This window comes from Streptomyces sp. NPDC087215, from assembly GCF_044744885.1.
Taxonomy (GTDB): Bacteria; Actinomycetota; Actinomycetes; order Streptomycetales; family Streptomycetaceae; genus Streptomyces.
The window spans coordinates 906,893-925,522 of the sequence record NZ_JBIUZD010000001.1 but is presented as its reverse complement, the minus strand read 5'-3'; the positions used below and the strand labels follow the sequence as shown (position 1 = coordinate 925,522).

Annotated in this window: 17 protein-coding genes; 12 read left to right on the top strand and 5 right to left on the bottom strand. The window is 74.4% G+C overall.

Annotated elements, in window-relative coordinates:
- Window positions 1-153 precede the first annotated feature (153 nt).
- On the top strand, window positions 154-1,140 hold the full coding sequence (locus ACIO92_RS03970; RefSeq protein WP_366445167.1) for a proline racemase family protein: 987 nt from the start codon (window positions 154-156) through the stop codon (window positions 1,138-1,140).
- Window positions 1,137-2,072: an ornithine cyclodeaminase family protein gene (locus ACIO92_RS03965; protein ID WP_366445168.1), complete on the top strand. Its 936-nt coding sequence runs from the start codon at window positions 1,137-1,139 to the stop codon at window positions 2,070-2,072. The genes ACIO92_RS03970 and ACIO92_RS03965 overlap by 4 nt, the downstream gene beginning before the upstream one ends.
- 58 nt (window positions 2,073-2,130) lie before the next feature.
- On the opposite strand, the gene ACIO92_RS03960 is transcribed toward ACIO92_RS03965, so the two are convergent.
- The 5 genes from ACIO92_RS03960 to ACIO92_RS03940 are packed head-to-tail and all read right to left on the bottom strand — an operon-like array spanning window position 2,131 to window position 7,776.
- Window positions 2,131-3,111, bottom strand: coding sequence for an oligopeptide/dipeptide ABC transporter ATP-binding protein (locus tag ACIO92_RS03960; protein WP_366445169.1), 981 nt, complete (start codon window positions 3,109-3,111; stop codon window positions 2,131-2,133).
- On the bottom strand, window positions 3,108-4,112 hold the full coding sequence (locus ACIO92_RS03955) for an ABC transporter ATP-binding protein (RefSeq protein ID WP_366445170.1): 1,005 nt from the start codon (window positions 4,110-4,112) through the stop codon (window positions 3,108-3,110). The genes ACIO92_RS03960 and ACIO92_RS03955 overlap by 4 nt, the downstream gene beginning before the upstream one ends.
- Entirely contained in the window at window positions 4,112-5,098 is a 987-nt protein-coding gene (locus tag ACIO92_RS03950; RefSeq protein ID WP_366445171.1) for an ABC transporter permease, read from the bottom strand. The genes ACIO92_RS03955 and ACIO92_RS03950 overlap by 1 nt, the downstream gene beginning before the upstream one ends.
- Entirely contained in the window at window positions 5,095-6,021 is a 927-nt protein-coding gene (locus ACIO92_RS03945) for an ABC transporter permease (RefSeq protein WP_402280919.1), read from the bottom strand. Before ACIO92_RS03945 ends, ACIO92_RS03950 begins: the two co-directional genes overlap by 4 nt.
- Before the next feature lie 12 nt (window positions 6,022-6,033).
- Window positions 6,034-7,776, bottom strand: coding sequence for an ABC transporter substrate-binding protein (locus ACIO92_RS03940; RefSeq protein ID WP_402058468.1), 1,743 nt, complete (start codon window positions 7,774-7,776; stop codon window positions 6,034-6,036).
- Between the two features lie 224 nt (window positions 7,777-8,000).
- Here ACIO92_RS03940 and ACIO92_RS03935 point away from each other — a divergent pair, with 224 nt between their 5' ends.
- The 10 genes from ACIO92_RS03935 to ACIO92_RS03890 all read left to right on the top strand — a co-directional run bounded on the left by ACIO92_RS03935 (window position 8,001) and on the right by ACIO92_RS03890 (window position 18,542).
- Window positions 8,001-9,158 carry an NAD(P)/FAD-dependent oxidoreductase gene (locus tag ACIO92_RS03935; protein WP_402280921.1) on the top strand — a complete coding sequence of 386 codons (1,158 nt, stop codon included), beginning with the start codon at window positions 8,001-8,003 and terminating at the stop codon, window positions 9,156-9,158.
- 32 nt (window positions 9,159-9,190) lie between these two features.
- Window positions 9,191-9,505, top strand: coding sequence for a (2Fe-2S)-binding protein (locus tag ACIO92_RS03930; RefSeq protein ID WP_351780388.1), 315 nt, complete (start codon window positions 9,191-9,193; stop codon window positions 9,503-9,505).
- A complete protein-coding gene (locus tag ACIO92_RS03925) occupies window positions 9,486-10,973 on the top strand; it encodes an NAD(P)/FAD-dependent oxidoreductase (RefSeq protein ID WP_366445175.1) in 1,488 nt (495 codons plus the stop codon). The genes ACIO92_RS03930 and ACIO92_RS03925 overlap by 20 nt, the downstream gene beginning before the upstream one ends.
- Window positions 10,974-11,445: 472 nt before the next feature.
- Entirely contained in the window at window positions 11,446-12,357 is a 912-nt protein-coding gene (locus ACIO92_RS03920; protein ID WP_402280923.1) for a dihydrodipicolinate synthase family protein, read from the top strand.
- 86 nt (window positions 12,358-12,443) lie between these two features.
- A complete protein-coding gene (locus ACIO92_RS03915; RefSeq protein ID WP_366445177.1) occupies window positions 12,444-13,448 on the top strand; it encodes a proline racemase family protein in 1,005 nt (334 codons plus the stop codon).
- Window positions 13,445-14,830 (top strand): aldehyde dehydrogenase family protein, encoded by a 1,386-nt coding sequence (locus tag ACIO92_RS03910; protein ID WP_402280925.1) that lies wholly within the window; start codon window positions 13,445-13,447, stop codon window positions 14,828-14,830. Before ACIO92_RS03915 ends, ACIO92_RS03910 begins: the two co-directional genes overlap by 4 nt.
- 47 nt (window positions 14,831-14,877) lie before the next feature.
- On the top strand, window positions 14,878-15,558 hold the full coding sequence (locus tag ACIO92_RS03905) for a GntR family transcriptional regulator (protein WP_366445179.1): 681 nt from the start codon (window positions 14,878-14,880) through the stop codon (window positions 15,556-15,558).
- Window positions 15,559-15,752: 194 nt separating this feature from the next.
- Window positions 15,753-17,018: an alpha/beta fold hydrolase gene (locus ACIO92_RS03900; RefSeq protein WP_402280927.1), complete on the top strand. Its 1,266-nt coding sequence runs from the start codon at window positions 15,753-15,755 to the stop codon at window positions 17,016-17,018.
- A 10-nt stretch (window positions 17,019-17,028) separates the two neighbouring features.
- A complete protein-coding gene (locus tag ACIO92_RS03895) occupies window positions 17,029-17,688 on the top strand; it encodes an MBL fold metallo-hydrolase (RefSeq protein WP_402280929.1) in 660 nt (219 codons plus the stop codon).
- Window positions 17,689-17,762: 74 nt separating this feature from the next.
- The gene (locus ACIO92_RS03890; RefSeq protein WP_366442738.1) at window positions 17,763-18,542 is read left to right on the top strand and encodes an exodeoxyribonuclease III; all 780 of its coding nucleotides are present in this window, start codon (window positions 17,763-17,765) and stop codon (window positions 18,540-18,542) included.
- Window positions 18,543-18,630: the final 88 nt, after the last annotated feature.

The window sequence follows — 18,630 nt, the reverse complement described above, 5'->3', positions numbered from 1 at the left end:
GCAATGTCACATTACTATGCTAGGTACATAGGGTCTGGCGCGGCCGACGCACCCGCCGTGCGCACCACGACCGGCCCGCCCCGGGCCGGCCCTCCACGGGGGAGGGCCGGCCCGTTTCCCTTCCCCGTTCCCGCACCCCGGAGGCCGTCCTTCGTGAGCACCATCCCGTACACGGTCCGCACCACCGACTACCACACCGCGGGCGAGCCCTTCCGGATCGTCCACGCGGACCTGCCCCCGGTCCCCGGCGACACCGTCGCCGAACGCCGTGCCACCGCGCTCGGCCCCGGCGGCACCGGCACCGACCCCCGCCCCGGCCCCCTCGACGACCTGCGCCGCCTGCTCTCCCGGGAACCGCGCGGCCACGCCGGGATGTACGGCGGCTTCATCGTGCCGCCCGACGACGACGGCGCCCACTTCGGCGTCCTCTTCTGGCACAAGGACGGCTACTCCACCGCCTGCGGCCACGGCACGATGGCCCTCGGCGCCTGGGCCGTCGACACCGGACGCGTCCCCGCCCCCGACGACGGCACCGTCCCCGTCCGCGTCGACGTCCCCTCCGGCCGGGTCACCGCCACCGTCCACCGCGCCGGGGGACGCACCACCGCCGTCACCTTCCGCAACGTCCCCGGCCGCGTCCTGGCCCGCGAGGTCCCCGTCACCACCACCTTCGGCACGGTCCGCGCCGACCTCGCCGACTCCGGCGCCCTCTACGTCTCCGTCGCCGCCCGCGCGCTCGGCCTCGGCGTCTCCGTACCCGCCCTGCCCGACCTCGTCCGCGCCGGACGCGAGATCCGCGCCGCCCTCCCCGGGCACGACGTCTACGGCGTCATCCTCCACGAGGACCTGCCCGACACCCCCGAGGGCCCCGCCCAGCGCAACGTCACCGTCTTCGCCGACGGCCAGATCGACCGCTCGCCCTGCGGCTCCGGCACCTCCGCCCGCCTCCTCCTGCTCGGCGACGACGGCCGGATCGCCCCCGGCGGCACCCTGCACCACGAGTCCGTCGTCGGCACCGCCTTCACCGGCCGCCTCCTCGCCCACGGCATCACCGAGGTCACCGGAACCACTCACCGCACCGGGGAACACACCTTCCTCCTGGACCCCGACGACACCCTGGGAGCAGGATTCCTGCTGTGACCGCACCCCTCCTCATCGACGCCGCCACCACCGCCCGGCTGCTCGGACCCGCCGCCGCCACCGACGTCCTCGCCGACGTCCTGCGCACCGGATTCGACCCCGACGCCGCACCGCACCGCACCTCCGTCCCCGTCCCGGCGGGCGAGATCCTCATGATGCCCGCCGCCTTCGACTCCTACGCCGGAGTCAAGATCGTCGGAGTCGCCCCCGGCAACGCCGCCCGCGGCCTGCCCCGCATCACCGGCTCCTACCTCCTCCTCGACGGCGCCGATCTGCGCCCGCTCGCCCTCCTCGACGGACCGGCGCTCACCGAACTGCGCACCCCGGCCGTCTCCGCCCTCGCCGTCCGCGCCCTCACCCCGGCCGACCGGCCCCTGCGCCTGCTCCTCTTCGGCTCGGGACCGCAGGCGTACGCGCACCTCGAAGCCGTCCTGGCCGTCCGTGAGGTCGCCGAGACCGTGGTCGTCGCCCGGAACGAGGCCGGGGGCCGCGCCCTCACCGGATACGCGCGGAACCTCGGCGTCCCCGCCCGCACCGGCACGCCCGCCGATGTCGCCGGGGCCGATCTGGTCGTCTGCTGCACCACGGCCCGTGAACCGCTCTTCGACGGGACCCTGGTGGCGCCCGGCGCCACCGTCGTCGCGGTCGGCTCGCACGAACCGGAGGCCCGGGAGACCGACACCGCGCTCGTGGTCCGCTCCGAGGTCTACGTGGAGGCCCGCTCCGCGGCGCTGCGGGAGGCGGGCGACCTCCTGGTGCCGATGGCCGAGGGCGCGATCGGGCCCGGCCATGTCACCGGCGACCTCGCGGACCTGGTGACCGGCCGCCGGACGCCGCGGGAGGGCCGCCCCCGCTTCTTCAAGAGCGTGGGCATGGCCTGGGAGGACCTGGCCCTCGCCACCGCCCTGTACCTGGCCGCCCGCGAGGGCTGAACACACACAGGTGCCCCGGTCCCGCCGCACGGCGGGACCGGGGCACTTCGGCGCGGGCTCAGGAGCCCTCGGGGAAGTGGCAGGCGACCTCCCGCGCCTCGCCGGGCGCCGCGATCCGCAGCGCGGGTGCCTCCGTCCGGCAGATCTCCCGCGCCTTGGGGCAGCGCGGATGGAAGGTGCAGCCCGGCGGGGGAGCGGCCGGGCTCGGCGGGTCGCCGAGCAGGGTGATCCGCTCCCGGCGCCGCTCGGCCGCCGGGTCGGGCAGCGGCACGGCGGACAGCAGCGCCCGGGTGTAGGGGTGCGCGGGGGCCCCGTACACCCGTTCCTTGGTGCCGATCTCGACGATCCGGCCGAGGTACATGACGGCCACCCGGTCGCAGACCCGTTTCACCACGGACAGGTCGTGGGCGATGAAGAGGTAGGCGAGGCCGAGTTCGCGCTGGAGCCGTTCCATGAGGTTGACGATCTGCGCCTGGACGGAGACGTCGAGGGCGGAGACCGGTTCGTCGGCGACCACGAGCCGGGGACCGGTGGCCAGGGCGCGGGCGATGCCGATGCGCTGGGCCTGCCCGCCGGAGAACTCGTGGGGGTGGCGGTCCACGTGCTCGGGGATGAGGCCCACCAGCTCCATCAGCTCCACGGCCCGTTTCCGCGCCGAGGCCGCCGACTCGCCCTGGACGAGCAGCGGGTCGGAGATGATCCGGGCCACGGTCTGCCGGGGGTTGAGGGAGGAGTGCGGGTCCTGGAAGACCATCTGGAGGTCGCGGCGGAGCGGCTTCAGCGCGCGCTGGGACAGCCGGCTGATGTCCCGTCCGTCGTACGTGACGCTCCCGGAGGTCGGTTCCAGGAGCCGTACGATCGCGCGGCCCGTGGTCGACTTCCCGCAGCCGGACTCGCCGACCAGACCGAGGGTCTCGCCCTCGGCCACGTCGAAGCCGACGCCGTCGACGGCGCGGACCGGGGCCGAGCCCCTGCGGCGGCCCGGGAACGTCATGGTGAGGTCCCGCACGCTGAGGAGGGGCGGGGGGCTGGTGGTCATGGGGCGGCGCCTTCGTACGCGGGGAAGTGGCAGGCGGCCGGGTGGCCCTCCGGGCCGCCGAGGAGGGGGCGTTCGTCCTCGCAGCGGGCGCGTTCCCCGGCGGTGCCGGCGGCGGCCCGGGGGCAGCGGGGCGCGAACGCGCACCCGGGTGCCGGTTCGAGCAGGGAGGGCGGGCTGCCCGGGATGGCCCGCAGCGGGACGTCGTCGGGGTCGTCGAGCCGGGGCAGCGAGTCGAGCAGACCCTGGGTGTAGGGGTGCGCGGGGGACGCGAACAGGGCGTCCACCGGGGCCTGTTCGGCGGCCCGCCCGCCGTACATCACGAGCACGTCGTGGGCGACCCGGGCGACCACCCCCAGATCATGGGTGATCATGACGACGGAGAGGCCCCGGTCCTGCTGGAGACGGGCGATCAGGTCCAGGATCTGGGCCTGCACGGTGACGTCGAGGGCGGTCGTGGGCTCGTCGGCGATGAGCAGGTCGGGCTCGCAGACCAGGGCCATCGCGATCATCACGCGCTGGCGCATCCCGCCGGAGAACTGGTGCGGGTACTCGCCCGCCCGGCGCCGGGGCTCGGGGATGCCGACCTCGGCGAGCGCCGCCACGGCCCGCTCGCGGGCGGCGGCGCGCCGGGAGCCGAAGTGGACCCGGTGGTGTTCGGCGACCTGCTCGCCGACGGTGTAGTAGGGGTGGAGGCTGGACAGCGGGTCCTGGAAGATCATGGCCATCCGGCGCCCGCGCAGGGTGTTCAGCTCGCGGTCGGGCAGCCCGACCAGTTCGCGCCCGGAGAGGGTGACGGAGCCGGTGACCTCGGCTCGGGTGTGCAGGCCCATGACGGCGAGGGAGGTGACCGACTTGCCGGAGCCGGACTCGCCGACGATGCCGAGGGTCCGGCCGGGCGGCACGTCGAAGGAGAGCGAGTCGACGGCCCGGACGGGGCCGCGCTCGGTCGGGAAGGTGACGCTGAGGTCCCGTACCGACAGGAGGGAGCCGGGGTCGGCCATCAGTACCTCACTCGCGGGTCGACGACGGCGTACAGCAGGTCGACGGCCAGGTTGGCGACGACGATGAAGGTGGCGGCGAGCAGGGTGACGCCGAGGACGACCGGCTGGTCCCCGGTGGACAGGGCGCCGTAGAAGAGGCGCCCGACGCCGGGGAGTCCGAAGATGGACTCGGTGATGACCGCGCCCGCGAGCAGCCCGCCGAGGTCCATGCCGAAGATGGTCAGGATCGGGGTCATCCCGGCGCGCAGCCCGTGCTTGACGACCACGGTCCGGCGCGGGAGGCCCTTGGCGCGGGCCGTGCGGATGTACGGCTCCGCCATGCTCTCGATCATCGAACTCCGGCTCTGCCGGGCGTACATGGCGGCGTAGAGGAGGGCCAGGGCCAGCCAGGGCAGCAGCAGGTTGGAGGCCCAGGAGAGCGGGTCGGTGCCGAAGGGCACGTACTGCGGGTAGGGGAGCAGTCCGGTGGTCCTGATGAAGCCGTAGATCAGCATCACCGAGGTGAAGTAGACCGGCAGCGAGGCGGCGGCGACCGCGCCGACCATCAGGGCCCGGTCGGTGAGGGTGTCCTTGCGCAGGGCGGCGGTGACTCCGGCGGTGAGCCCCAGCAGCAGCCACAGCGCGGCGGCGCCGAGGGCGAGCGACGCGGAGACCGGGAGCCGGTCGACGAGGAGCCCCCAGACGTCCTGGCTGTTCTCGTACGAGTAGCCGAGGCAGGGGAAGTCGCAGCGCAGGGCGTACTGGCCGGTGCCCAGGGTGCGGCCGGTGAAGATGCCGGTGACGAAGTCGGCGAACTGGCGCCACAGGGGCGCGTCGAGGCCCATGTTGGCGCGGATGGCCTCCAGCCGGTCGGCGCTGCACGACTTGCCGCAGGCCGCGGCGGCGGGGTCGGAGGGCAGGACGTAGAAGATGGCGAAGGTGACGGCGGCGATGGCGACGAGCACGCCGAGCACACCGAGGAGACGACGGCCGAGGTAGGCGGTCACGCGCCGCCTCCCCGGGGGTCGAGGACGTCGCGGAGCGCGTCGCCGAGCAGGGTGAAGGCGAGCACGGTGAGGAAGAGGCAGAGGCTCGGGACGGCGAAGTACATGGGGTCCGTGTCGTAGTAGGCGACGCTCTCGGCGATCATCTGGCCCCAGGAGGGGGTGGGCGGGCGGACGCCGACGCCGAGGTAGCTGAGGGCGGCCTCGGTGGCGATCATCCCGGGGACGATGAGCGTGGTGTACGCGATGACCGGCCCCGCGACGCCCGGGAGGATCTCGCGGACGAGGATGCGCCCGGGGCCCGAGCCGCCGACGCGGGCGGCGTCGACGTACTCGCGGTGCTTGAGCGAGAGGGTCTGGCCCCGGACGACACGGGCGATGCCGGGCCAGCCGAAGAGGCCGATGACGGCGGTCATGAGGACGATCCGGTTGACGTCCCGCGCCACCGACATCATCGCGATCATGAAGATGAGGGAGGGGAAGGACATGGTGAGGTCCATCAGGCGGGAGAGCACGGTGTCGGTCCGGCCGCCGAAGTAGCCCGCGGCGATGCCCGCCGCCGTCCCCGCGACGACCACGATGGCCGTCGCGGAGAAGGCGATGAGGAGGGACACCTGGGCGCCGTGCACGACCCGGGCGAACAGGTCGCGCCCGGTGACGGGTTCGACGCCGAGCCAGTGCTCGGGGGAGACCCCGCCGAGCGGCCCGAGGGGCAGGCCGCCGAGATAGGGGTCGATGGCGCTCCTGTCGAACTCGTCCGGGCCCCAGCCGCCCAGCGGGGCGATCAGCGGGGCGGCCACGGTGAGGAGCGCGAGGAGCGCGACCACACTGAGGGAGAGGCGGGCGGCGGGGCGGCGGCGCAGTTCGGCGCGGACGAGCCGCAGGGCGCCGTCGCCGCGTACGGGAGGTGCGGAGGTGGTGGTCATCGGGCCCGGTTCTCAGTTCGCGCTCTTCGAGGGGTCCTTGAGGCCGACCGTCGCGTAGTCGAGCTGGCCGCCGTAGGAGACGTGGCCGAAGGCTCCGGCGACGTTGGTGCCGATGAGCAGGGGCTTGCGCTCGACGACGGCGGGCGCGGTGGGCGCCTTCGCGAGGATCTGTCCGTCGAGCTCCCGCCAGGCCTTGCCCGCCGGGACGGCGTCGGGCATGGCGGCGATCTCGTCCATGCGCTTCATCGTGGCGTCGTCGCGGAAGAGCGAGTGGTTGCCGGAGTTGCCCTTCTCCTTGATGTACCGGCCGTCGAAGACGAAGGGCAGGAAGGTCGAGCCGGACGGGTAGTCGGGGCACCAGCCGGTGTAGACGAGGTCGGTGCGGTTCTTGGTGTCGCCGATGGTGTCGTAGAAGGCGGACGGGTCGACGGTCTCGATGGTGACCTTGATCCCGGCGCGGCCCAGGGACTGCTGGACGGCCTCGCCGACGGCCTTGTCGCCGTTGGAGACGGTGAGGGAGGTGCTGAAGCCGTCGGCCTTCCCTGCCTCCTTGAGGAGCTGCTTGGCCTTGTCGACGTCGCCGGTGAGCGGGATGCCGAGGGTGTCGGGCTGCTTGCCGCCGAAGAGGAAGCCGGGCATGAGGGCGGTGGCGGGGTCGTTGAGCGCGGGACCGCCGGAGGCGGTGAGAACGGCCTCGCGGTCCAGTGCGTACTGGAGGGCCTTGCGGACCCGGACGTCGTCGAAGGGCGCGCGGCCGGTGTGCATCTGGACCATCTCGGTACAGCTGGTGGACTCGGCGAGCAGGCGCGCCCGGACGGCGGGCACGGTGAGGACCTTGGGGGTGGACTCGGGGCGGAGCTTGTCCCAGGGGACGGCGGAGGCGTCGGGTCCGGTGGAGGCGACGAGCCGGTCGTCGATCTGGTTGGCCTTGAGGCCCATGGTGACGACGATCTTGTCCGGGTACGCCTTGCGGACGGTGTCCGTGCCGGGGGTCCAGTGGGTGTTGCGGACGAGGACCAGCTGCTTGTCGCGGGCGTAGCTCTCGATCTTGTACGGGCCGGAGGAGAAGGGCCGGTTGTCGTACTGGGGGCCCTTGTCCTGGGCCGGGGGCACGGGCGCGAAGGTGGGCAGGGTGGCGGCGTAGGGGAACTCGGCGAAGGGGGTCCGGAGTTCGAAGACGACGGTCCGGTCGTCGGGGGTCTTCACGGAGGCGAGGTGCTTGCCGGTGGCGGGGCCCTGGTAGCCCTCGGCCCCGGCGAGGTAGCGGGCCGCGTAGTCGGGGCCGCCGGGCAGGTCGGGGGAGAAGGACCGCTCGACGTTGTGCTTGACGTCCCGCGAGGTGATGGGGGTGCCGTCCTCGTACTTCAGGCCGGGCTTGAGGGTGAAGGTCCAGGTCCTGGCGCCGTTGGAGGGGACGCCGAGGTTCTCGGCGAGGTCGGGGACGAGTTCGCTGCCCCGGGGGCCGGCCGCGGCGCGGTAGGTCACGAGGGTGCGGTAGAGCAGGCGGGTGCCGAAGTCCATGTCGCCCATGACCCAGTTGCGGGCGGGGTCGAGGTGGGTGAAGTCCTGGTTGGACAGGACGGTGAGGGTGCCGCCCTTCTGCGGGGTGCCGCCGAGGACCGTGCCGAGGTTGGCGGTCGCGGGGTTCTTGCCGGGGCGCTCGCCGCCGGTCTTCGCGGCGCCGGAGCAGCCGGTCGCGCCGAGGGCCAGGGTCGTCACCAGGGCGGTGGCCAGGGTGCGGGTGCGCTTGTTCATGGGTGGTCACTCCGGGGAGCAGGGGGACAGCCGCGGGCCAGGGTGTGCGCCGAGGTGCGAGCTGGAATGTGACCGGTAACATAGTAATGTGAAATTGCACTGACAAGGCATCGGGAAGGACGTTACGGATCCGTGTCCGGGGGCCGTTCCCCGGGCGCCCCGTCATCGGAGATGCTCCGTGTCGGGGTCTTGGCAGGTCTAGTGCAATGTGAAATATTACTGCGGTGCCCACGAGAGAAACCTCGGACGTCATCGTCATCGGCGCCGGCATGGTCGGCGCAGCCTGCGCCCACTACGCGGCCCGCTCCGGCCTCACCGTCACCGTCGTCGACCGCGGTCCCGTCGCGGGCGGCACGACCGGTGCGGGCGAGGGCAACCTCCTGGTCTCCGACAAGGAGCCCGGCCCCGAACTCGACCTGGCCCTGCTGTCCACGGCGCTGTGGACCGAACTCGCCGACCGGCTCCCGCCGTCCGTCGAGTACGAGGCCAAGGGCGGGCTCGTGGTCGCCTCCGGCGAGACCGGGATGGACGCCCTCCGCGCCTTCGCGGCCCGGCAGCGGAAGGCCGGTGTCGTCGCCCACGAGGTGCCGGGGGACCGGCTCCACGATCTGGAGCCCCATCTCGCACCGGGCCTCACCGGCGGCTTCCACTACCCGCAGGACGCCCAGGTGATGCCCGCCCACGCCGCCGCGCGACTGCTCGGCGGCGCGGGCGACCGGGTCCGGCTCGCGCTCGGTGAGGAGGTCACCGCGCTCCTCACCGGCGCGGACGGAGCGGTCCGCGGAGTACGGACCGCCACCCGCGAGATCCACGCCCCCCACGTCGTCAATGCCGCCGGGACCTGGGGCGGCGCCGTCGCCGCGCTCGCGGGCGTCCACCTCCCCGTCCTGCCCCGCAGGGGCTTCGTCCTCGTCACCGAACCCCTGCCCCGCGTCGTCCGCCACAAGGTGTACGCCGCCGACTACGTGGCCGACGTCGCCAGCGGCTCCGCCGCCCTCCAGACCTCCGCCGTCGTCGAGGGCACCCCCGCCGGGCCCGTCCTCATCGGCGCCAGCAGGGAACGCGTCGGCTTCGACCGGAGCCTGTCCACCGAGGTGCTCCGCCGCCTCGCCGCCGGGGCCACCGCCCTCTTCCCCGTCCTCGGCACCGTACGGGCCATCCGCGCCTACCCCGGCTTCCGGCCCTACCTGCCCGACCACCTGCCCGCCGTCGGACCCGACCCTCGGGTCCCCGGGCTCCTGCACGCCTGCGGGCACGAGGGCGCGGGCATCGGCCTCGCCCCCGTCACCGGACAGATCGTCGCCGCCTGCCTCACCGGCACCGCGCCTCCCCTCGACATCCACCCGTTCCGCCCCGACCGCTTCCCCGCCCCCGCGGCCTGACCCGCGCCCCCGTCGTCCCGAGAGGAGGGCCCGTGCCCCGTACCCCCGCCGACCTGGTCGGAGCCCGCCCCGAGCCGCCGTTCGAGATCACCTTCGACGGCCGCCCGGTCACCGTCCTGCCCGGCCAGACCGTCGCCGCGGCCCTGTGGGGCGCGGGCATCCTGGCCTGGCGCACCACCCGCGACGGAGGACGGCCGCGCGGCGCGTTCTGCGGCATCGGCCAGTGCTACGACTGCCTCGCCACCGTCAACGGCACCCCCAACCGCCGCGCCTGCCTGGTCCCGGCCCGCCCCGGCGACACCGTCACGACCCAGGAGGGACACGGCCATGACCACCTCGGCGTCTGAGAACGGGAACGCGAGCACGAGCACCGGCGCCCCCGCCGCCCTCCGGGACCTCGTCGTCGTCGGGGCCGGGGCCGCCGGGCTCGCCGGGGCCGTCGCCGCCACCGAACTCGGCCTCTCCGTCGCCCTCCTGGACTCCTCCACCCAGTCCGGCGGCCAGTTCTACCGGCATCCCGCGCCCGCCCTCGGCGCCGTCCGGCCCGAAGCGCTGCACCACGACTGGTCCGCCTTCACCGACCTGCGCCGCCGCCTCGCGGGCAGCACCGCCGAACACCTGACCGGCCACCACGTGTGGTCCGTCGTACGGGAGCCCGACGGCACCTGGACCGCGCACGCCCTCACCGGCGCCGACGGGGCCGACGAGACGCCCGTACGGATCAGGGCCCGCGCGCTGCTGCTCGCCACCGGGGCCTACGAACGCCAACTGCCCTTCCCCGGCTGGACCCTGCCCGGCGTCGTCGGCGCCGGAGGCGCCCAGGCCATGCTCAAGTCCGGGCTCGTCCTGCCCGGCCGCCGCGTCGTCGTGGCGGGCAGCGGACCCCTGCTGCTCGCCGTCGCCTCCTCCCTCGCCGCCGCGGGCGCCCGGGTCCCGGCCGTGGTCGAGGCGGCCGGGTACCTGCGGTACGCCCGTGCGCCCCGCGCCCTCGTCACCAACCCGCACAAGGCCGTCGAGGCCCTGACGCACGGCGCGGCCCTGGCCCGCCACCGGGTGCCGGTACGGGCCCGCAGCGCGGTCACCGAGGTGCACGGCACCGACCGGGTGGAGGCCGTCACGGTCTCCCGGCTGGACCGCGACTGGCGGCCACTGCCGGGGACGGGGCGCCGGATCGCGTGCGACGCCCTCGCGGTCGGGCACGGGCTCGTGCCCCAGATCGAGCTGGCCACCGCCGTCGGCTGCGCCACCCGCGCCCTGCCCGACGGCACCCTCGGCCTCGACCTGGACGACTCCCAGGAGACCTCGGTGCCGGGGCTGTGGGCGGCGGGGGAGACCGGCGGCGTCGGCGGCGCGGAACTCGCCCGCACCGAGGGAGAACTGGCGGGCCGGGCGATCGCCGCCCGTCTCCTCGGGCGCCGCACCGGGGGCCCCGCCGTCGGCGCGCTGCGCCGCCGCCGGGACCGGATGCGCGCCTTCGCCGACGTGATGTCCGCCGCCCACGCCCCGGGGCGCGGCTGGACCGGCTGGCTGACCGACGGGACGGACGTCTGCCGCTGCGAGGAGGTCCCGGCGGGCCGCGTCCGCGAGGCGGTCGGCGAACTGGGCGCGCGGGACGCCCGGACCGTCAAGCTCCTGACCCGGGCCGGGATGGGCTGGTGCCAGGGCCGTATGTGCGGTACGGCCGTGGCGTGTCTGGCGGCCGGGGGCGGCGCTCCCGAACCGCCCGCCGAACGCCGTCCGCTCGCCGTACCCGTACCGCTGTCGGCGCTCGCCGCGCTGGACGCCGCCGCCGAGCCACCGCCCGGGACCCGGTAGGACCCTTCCCGGGACGGCCTCCCGGGGCCCGGGTCGGGCTCTCGCGGAGAGGCGGCTCCCAGGGCTCGCCACCCCCTCGTGGAGCGGAACTCCCGAGGCACTCACGGAGCCGCCTCTCGGTCGCGGGGGAGACCCTCCCTGTCCCGGGACGAAGCCCCGGCGACGGTCCTCGGCGAAGCCCCGAGCGCGCGGGCGGCCCGCAACCGCCGCCGCCCTCCCGAAAAGCGTCCGGCCCCCCGAGGGTCGGCCCTTTCGGCCCGCCCGACCCTTCAACAACCGGCCGATACCGGCCAAGACCGGCGAACATCAGCCGCAACCGCCCTGACCCGGTGCGTAACCGGGCAGTGGTGCACGAGCCCCACCGGACCCCCCGTCATTCCCCGCGGGGAAACCCTGAAAGTCCATGGAAACCCCTTGCGGGCTTCCCCGTCCCTCCTAGTAAAATGTCACACCTTACAGAAAGGTCGTCGAGATGAACGCCACCACCGCCTGGACCACCGAACACCCCTGGCGCGGAATCATGGTCGCCACCACCCTGCCCTTCAGGGAAGACCTCTCCGTCGACTACGACGCCTACGCGGAGCACGTCGCCTGGCTCATCGCCAACGGCTGTGACGGCGTCGTCCCCAACGGCTCCCTCGGCGAGTACCAGACCCTCACCCCCGACGAGCGCTCCCGGGTCGTCCACACCGCCGTCGAGGCCGCGGGCGACGGCGCCCGCGTCATGCCCGGCGTCGCCGCCTACGGCAGCGCCGAGTCCCGCCGCTGGGCCGAGCAGGCCGCCGAGGCGGGCTGCGGCTCGGTCCTCCTGCTGCCGCCCAACGCCTACCGCGCCGACGAGCGCGCGGTCGTCGCCCACTACGCCGACGTGGCCCGGACCGGCATCCCGGTCGTCGCCTACAACAACCCCATCGACACCAAGGTGGACCTCGTCCCCGCCCTCCTCGCCAAGATCCACGGCGAGGGCTCGATCGTGGCCGTCAAGGAGTTCAGCGGCGACGTCCGCCGGGCGTACGAGATCGTCGAACTCGCCCCGGAGCTCGACCTCCTGATCGGCGCCGACGACGTCCTCCTGGAACTGGCCCTGGCCGGTGCCGTCGGCTGGATCGCCGGCTACCCCAACGCCTTCCCCGCCAGCTGCGCCGAGCTGTACCGCGCCGCCGTCACGGGCGACCTCACCACCGCCCGCTCGCTCTACTCCTCGCTGCACTCCCTGCTGCGCTGGGACTCCAAGGTCGAGTTCGTCCAGTCCATCAAGCTCTCCATGGACATCGCCGGACGCAAGGGCGGCGGCTCCCGGCCCCCGAGGCTCCCGCTCGTCGGAGGCACCGAGGCCGCCGTGCGCACCGCCAGCGAGAAGGCCGTCGCCGACGGCCACCGCTGACGACCCCGGCCGCCGGGCCGGTCGCCGGGGACACCCCCCGGCCACCGGCTGCCCGGCCGACCCGCCCGCCCACCGAAAGGAACTCCGTGCGTACGCGTCACGTCTTCCACGCCGTCGACTCCCACACCGAGGGAATGCCCACCCGGGTCGTCACCGGCGGCGTCGGTGTCATACCCGGCGCCACCATGGCCGAGCGCAGGCTCCACTTCATCGAGCACCTGGACCACCTCAGGACGCTCCTGATGTTCGAGCCGCGCGGCCACTCGGCGATGAGCGGCGCGATCCTCCAGCCGCCCACCCGCCCCGACGCCGACTACGGAGTCCTCTACATCGAGGTGTCGGGCCTGCTGCCGATGTGCGGACACGGCACCATCGGGGTCGCCACCGTCCTCGTCGAGACCGGCATGGTCCCGGTGACCGAACCCGTCACCACCGTACGGCTCGACACCCCGGCCGGTCTCGTCTCCGTCGACGTCCTGGTGGAGGACGGCGCCGCGAAGTCCGCCACCTTCACCAACGTGCCCGCCTTCAGCGTCGCCCTGGACCGCGCCGTGGACGTCCCCGGCCTCGGGAAGGTCGGCTACGACCTCGCCTTCGGCGGCAACTTCTACGCCTTCGTCTCCCTCGACGAGCTCGGGCTGCCGTTCGACCGCGACCGCAAGGACGACCTCCTCGCCGCCGGACTCGCCGTGATGGACGCGATCAACGCCTCCCCGGACCGGCCCGTGCACCCGACCCGGCCCGAGATCGCCGGACTCAAGCACGTCTACCTCACCGCCCCCGGCTCCGACGCCACCCACTCGCGGCACGCCATGGCCATCCACCCCGGCTGGTTCGACCGCTCCCCGTGCGGCACCGGCACCAGCGCCCGCATGGCCCAGCTGCACGCCAGGGGCGAACTCCCGCTCGACCGCGACTTCGTCAACGAGTCCTTCATCGGCACCCGGTTCACCGGCCGTCTCGTCGCGGACACGGAGGTCGGCGGCCTGCCCGCCGTCGTCCCGACCGTCACCGGCCGCGCCTGGATCACCGGCACCGCCCAGTACTTCCTCGACCCGGACGACCCCTTCCCCGGAGGCTTCCTCCTGTGACCACCGACACCACCACCCTGGTCTCCCGCAACCCGGCCGACCCCGACGACATCGTCGTGAGCCTGCGGACCCCCGGCGCCTTCGCCGCCGCCGACGCCGTCGAACGGGCCCGCGCCGCCCAGCCCGGCTGGCTGCGCGGCGGGGCCGCCGCCCGCGCCGCCGCCCTCGGCGCGGTCGCCACCGCGCTGGAGGCCGAGGCCGAGGAGCTCGCCGCGCTCGCCGTCCGCGAGGTCGGCAAGCCCCTCACCGAGGCCAGGGCCGAGATCGCCCGCGCCGCCGCGATCTGGCACTACTACGCCCAGGCCCCGTACGAGCCGACCGGCGCCGTCCACGAGACGGCGGCGGGCGCCGGACTGCTCCTCAGCCGCCGCCGCCCGTACGGCGTCGCCGGACTCGTCACCCCCTGGAACTTCCCCTTCGCCATCCCGAGCTGGAAGGCCGCCCCGGCGCTCGCCGTCGGCAACGCGGTCGTCCTCAAGCCCGCCCCCGAGGCCACCGCCTGCGCCCAGCGGCTCGCCGAGATCATCGGGCGGGCCCTGCCCGAGCGGGTGTTCACCCTGCTGCCCGGCGGCGCCACCGAGGGCGACGCGCTCGTCTCCGCCGCCGACGTGGTCTCCTTCACCGGCTCCACCCCCGTCGGCCGGGCCGTGGCCCGCGCGGCGACGGCCCGGGGCATCCCGGCCCAGGCGGAGATGGGCGGACTGAACGCGGCGATCGTCCTGCCCGACGCCGACATCGGCCGGGCCGCCGCCCACATCGCCGCCGCCGTCGCCGGGTTCGCGGGCCAGAAGTGCACCGCCACCAGCCGGATCGTCGCCGTCGGCGCCGCCCTCGAACCGCTCCGCGAGGCCCTCGCCGAGGCCTTCCGGGCGATCCGGGTCGGCAACCCCGCCGACCCGGCCACGGTCTGCGGACCGCTCGTCCACGAGAGCGCCCGCGACCGGGTCGCCGACGCCTGGCAGGGCCTCTCCGCCCTCGCCGGCGCCACCGTCCCCGACGCCCCCGGCTGGTACGCGGCCCCGACCCTGGTCGAGAAGGTCCCGCCGGGCCACCGGCTGCTCAACGAGGAGGTGTTCGGTCCCGTCGCCGCCCTGCTGCCCGCCGACGACCTCGCCCACGCGGTACGGATCACCAACTCGGTGCCGTACGGCCTCGTCACCTCGGTCCACACCGGGAGCCTCGACGCGGCCCTGTACGGCCTGGACCTGCTCGACACCGGCATGATCCGGGTCAACGCCCCTTCCACCGGCGTCGACTTCCACCTGCCGTTCGGCGGCTCCAAGCAGTCCGGACACGGCCCCAAGGAGCAGGGCAGGGCGGCCCTGGAGTTCTACACCTCGTCCCGGACGTACACCCTGGCACCCGAGGGCGCCACGACGTGACATCGTACGGTGGTGAAGGAGACCGAACCGAAGGGACCACCACCGTCATGGGGCACCTGACCCACCGCGACCTGAACGCCTCCCGAGAGCGGCTGCGCGACCAGGTCGCCCATGCCCTGCGCGCCGCCCTGATCTCCGGCGAGCTGCGTCCGGGCGTGGTGTACTCGGCGCCCACCCTGGCCGAGGACTTCGGGATCTCCGCCACCCCCGTCCGCGAGGCGATGCTCGACCTGGCCCGTGAGGGCCTGGTCGAGCCCGTCCGCAACAAGGGCTTCCGGGTCACCGAGGTCGACGAGCGGGACCTCGACCAGTTCACCGAGATCCGCGCGCTCATCGAGATCCCGACGGTCGTCCTCGTCACCCGCACCGCGGCCCGCGAGGACCTGGAGGCACTGCGGCCCGTCGCGGAGGAGATCGTGCGCGCCGCCCGCGACCACGACCTCATCGGCTACCTGGAGGCCGACCGCCTCTTCCACCTCACCCTGCTCGGCCTCGCGGGCAACGAACGCCTCGTCGAGACGGTCGGCGACCTCCGCAAGCGCTCCCGCCTGTACGGGCTCACCGCCCTCGACGAGCGCGGCGACCTCATCCCTTCCGCCGAGGAACACCTGGAACTCCTCGACCTGATGCTCGCGGGCGACACCGAAGGCGCCGAAGCCTGCATCACCCGCCACCTGGGCCACGTCCGCTCCTTGTGGGCCGAGGGGGACGAGACGCCGGGCAAGTGACACGGGCTCCGGCCGGGTCCGAGCCCGCTCCGGCACCCGGCCGACGCACTGCTCCGAGCCCGCCCCGGCCCGCCACGCACTCCTCCGGCCCCGGCCACGCCCTCCTCCAGGCCCGCCCGTACGGCCCGCCCCCGGACCGAACGAACCATGACAGATCCGGGCGTTCCAACCCCCCATCCCTGTCCGCGCGGTGGATGTGGGAGCGTAAAAGGGTGAGTGAGACACCGACGAACACCACCCTGCAATGCCGCGTGGACGGACGCGACGACGCTCCCGTCCTGGTCCTCGGACCCTCGCTGGGCACCACCTTCCACATGTGGGACCGGCAGATCCCCGAACTCACCAAGGACTGGCGGGTCGTCCGGTTCGACCTTCCCGGGCACGGCGGCGCCCCCACCCAGCCCTTCAGCTCCGTCGCCGAACTCGGCGACCGGCTGCTCGCCACCCTCGACACCCTCGGCGTCCAGCGCTTCGGATACGCGGGCTGCTCCCTCGGCGGGGCCGTCGGCCTCGACCTCGCCCTGCGCGCACCCCACCGGATCGCCTCCCTCGCCCTGGTCGCCGCCTCGCCCCGGTTCGGCACCGCCGACGAGTTCCGCCAGCGCGGCGTCGTCGTCCGTGCCAACGGCCTGGAGCCGATGGCGCGGACCGCCCCCGAACAGTGGTTCACCCCGGTCTTCGCCGGGGCGCAGCCCGCCATCGTGGACTGGGCCGTCCAGATGGTGCGCACCACCGACCCCACCTGTTACGTCGCCGCCTGCGAGGCCCTCGCCGTCTTCGACGTCCGGGCGGCCCTGGACCGGATCGGCGTGCCCGTGCTGGTCCTCGTCGGCTCCGAGGACCAGGTCACCGGTCCCGCCGAGGCCCGCACCCTGGTCGCGGGCATCCCCGACGCCCGGCTCGCCGTCGTCCCCGGCGCCTCGCACCTCGCCCCCGTCGAGCAGCCCGCCGCCGTGACGGACCTGCTGCTGGAACACCTGGCGGGCACCGCGCCCGACACCAGCGGGCCGCTGACCCTGCCGCCGCTGCCCGCCGTCCCCGCGGCCGAGCCCGCCCCGCTCGCGGAGCCGTCGGAGGAGGGGCGGCCCGACCCGTACGAGCGGGGGCTCGCCCTGCGCCGCGAGGTCCTCGGCGACGCCCATGTCGACCGGGCGCTGGCCGACGACCCCGAAGGGGACTTCCAGGACCTCCTCACCCGGTACGCCTGGGGCGAGGTGTGGAGCCGCGAGGCCCTCGACCGGCGCACCCGCAGCGTCGTCACCCTCACCGCGCTCGTCGCGGGCGGCCACCGCGAAGCCCTCACCGAGCACACCCGCGCGGCCCTCCGCAACGGCCTGTCCGCCGCCGAACTGCGCGAGATCGTGCTCCACGCGGGCGTGTACTGCGGGTTCCCGGCCGCCGAGACCGCGCTGCGGGTCGTCGCCCGCGCCGTAGAGGAGGAGACCAGGCCCCCGGCGTAGGCTGGACAGGGTGAAGCTGACGAAGAAGTCCCACGCCTGCGTCCGCCTGGAGAAGGACGGGCGGACGCTCGTCCTCGACCCGGGCGTCTTCACCGAGGAGGACGCCGTCCTCGGCGTCGACGCCCTGCTCGTCACCCACGAGCACCCCGACCACTTCGACGAGGGACGGCTGCGGGCGGCCCTGGAGGCCGATCCGGCCGTCGAGCTGTGGACGCTGCGGAGCGTCGCGGAGCAGCTCTCGGCCGCCTTCCCCGGCCGGGTGCACACGGTGGGGCACGGCGACGCGTTCACGGCGGCGGGCTTCGACGTGCGGGTGCACGGCGAACTGCACGCCGTGATCCACCCGGACATCCCCCGCGTCACCAACGTGGGCTTCCTCGTGGACGGCGCCGTCTTCCATCCCGGGGACGCGCTCACCGTGCCCGAGCAGCCCGTCGACACGCTGCTCCTGCCCGTCATGGCGCCGTGGAACAAGATCTCCGAGGTCATCGACTACGTCCGCGAGGTCCGTCCGCGCAGGGCGTACGACATTCACGACGCCCTGCTGACCGACCTCGCCCGCCCCCTCTACGACCGGCAGATCGGCGCCCTCGGCGGCACCGACCACCAGCGGCTCGCCCCCGGGACCTCCGCCGAGGTCCTCGTCCCCGGCGCGCCCGCCGGGAACTGAGCGGCCCCCCGGGCGGCCGCCGCCCCGAGCCCGGCGCGACCGCGATTGTCGGACCCCGCACGTAGGCTTGCGCCATGCGCATCGCCACCTGGAACGTCAATTCCATCACCGCCCGGCTCCCCCGACTCCTCGCCTGGCTGGAGAGCACCGGCACCGACGTGCTGTGCGTCCAGGAGACCAAGTGCACCGCCGAGCAGTTCCCCACCGAGGAGCTGCGCGCCCTCGGTTACGAGTCCGCGGTCAACGCCACGGGCCGGTGGAACGGCGTGGCGCTGGTCTCCCGCGTCGGCCTCGCCGATGTCGTCACCGGTCTGCCCGGCGGCCCGGAATACGAGGGCGCGGAGGAGCCCCGGGCGATCTCCGCGACCTGCGGCCCGGTCCGCGTCTGGTCGGTGTACGTGCCGAACGGCCGGGAGGTCGGCCACGACCACTACGCGTACAAGCTGCGCTGGCTGGACGCGCTGCGCACGGCCGTCGGGCCGGACGCGGCGGGCGAGCGGCCCTTCGCGGTCCTCGGCGACTACAACATCGCGCCCACCGACGACGACGTCTGGGACGTCACCGTCTTCGAGGGCGCCACGCACATCACGGAGCCGGAGCGGGCGGCGCTCGCCGAGCTGCGCGCCGCGGGCCTCTCCGACGTGGTGCCGCGCCCCCTCAAGTACGACCACCCGTACACGTACTGGGACTACCGCCAGCTCTCGTTCCCGAAGAACAAGGGAATGCGCATCGACCTGGTCTACGGCAACAAGACCTTCGTCGAGGCGGTCGGCGACAGCTATGTGGACCGCGAGGAGCGCAAGGGCAAGGGAGCGTCCGACCACGCGCCCGTCGTGGTCGACCTCGACGTGTAGGCCCCGGCCCGCCCCCGCCCCGTCCCGGCCCGCTGCCCGCCCCCGCCCCGTCCCGGCCCGCCGCGTGCCCGTCCCCGTCCCCGCGCGC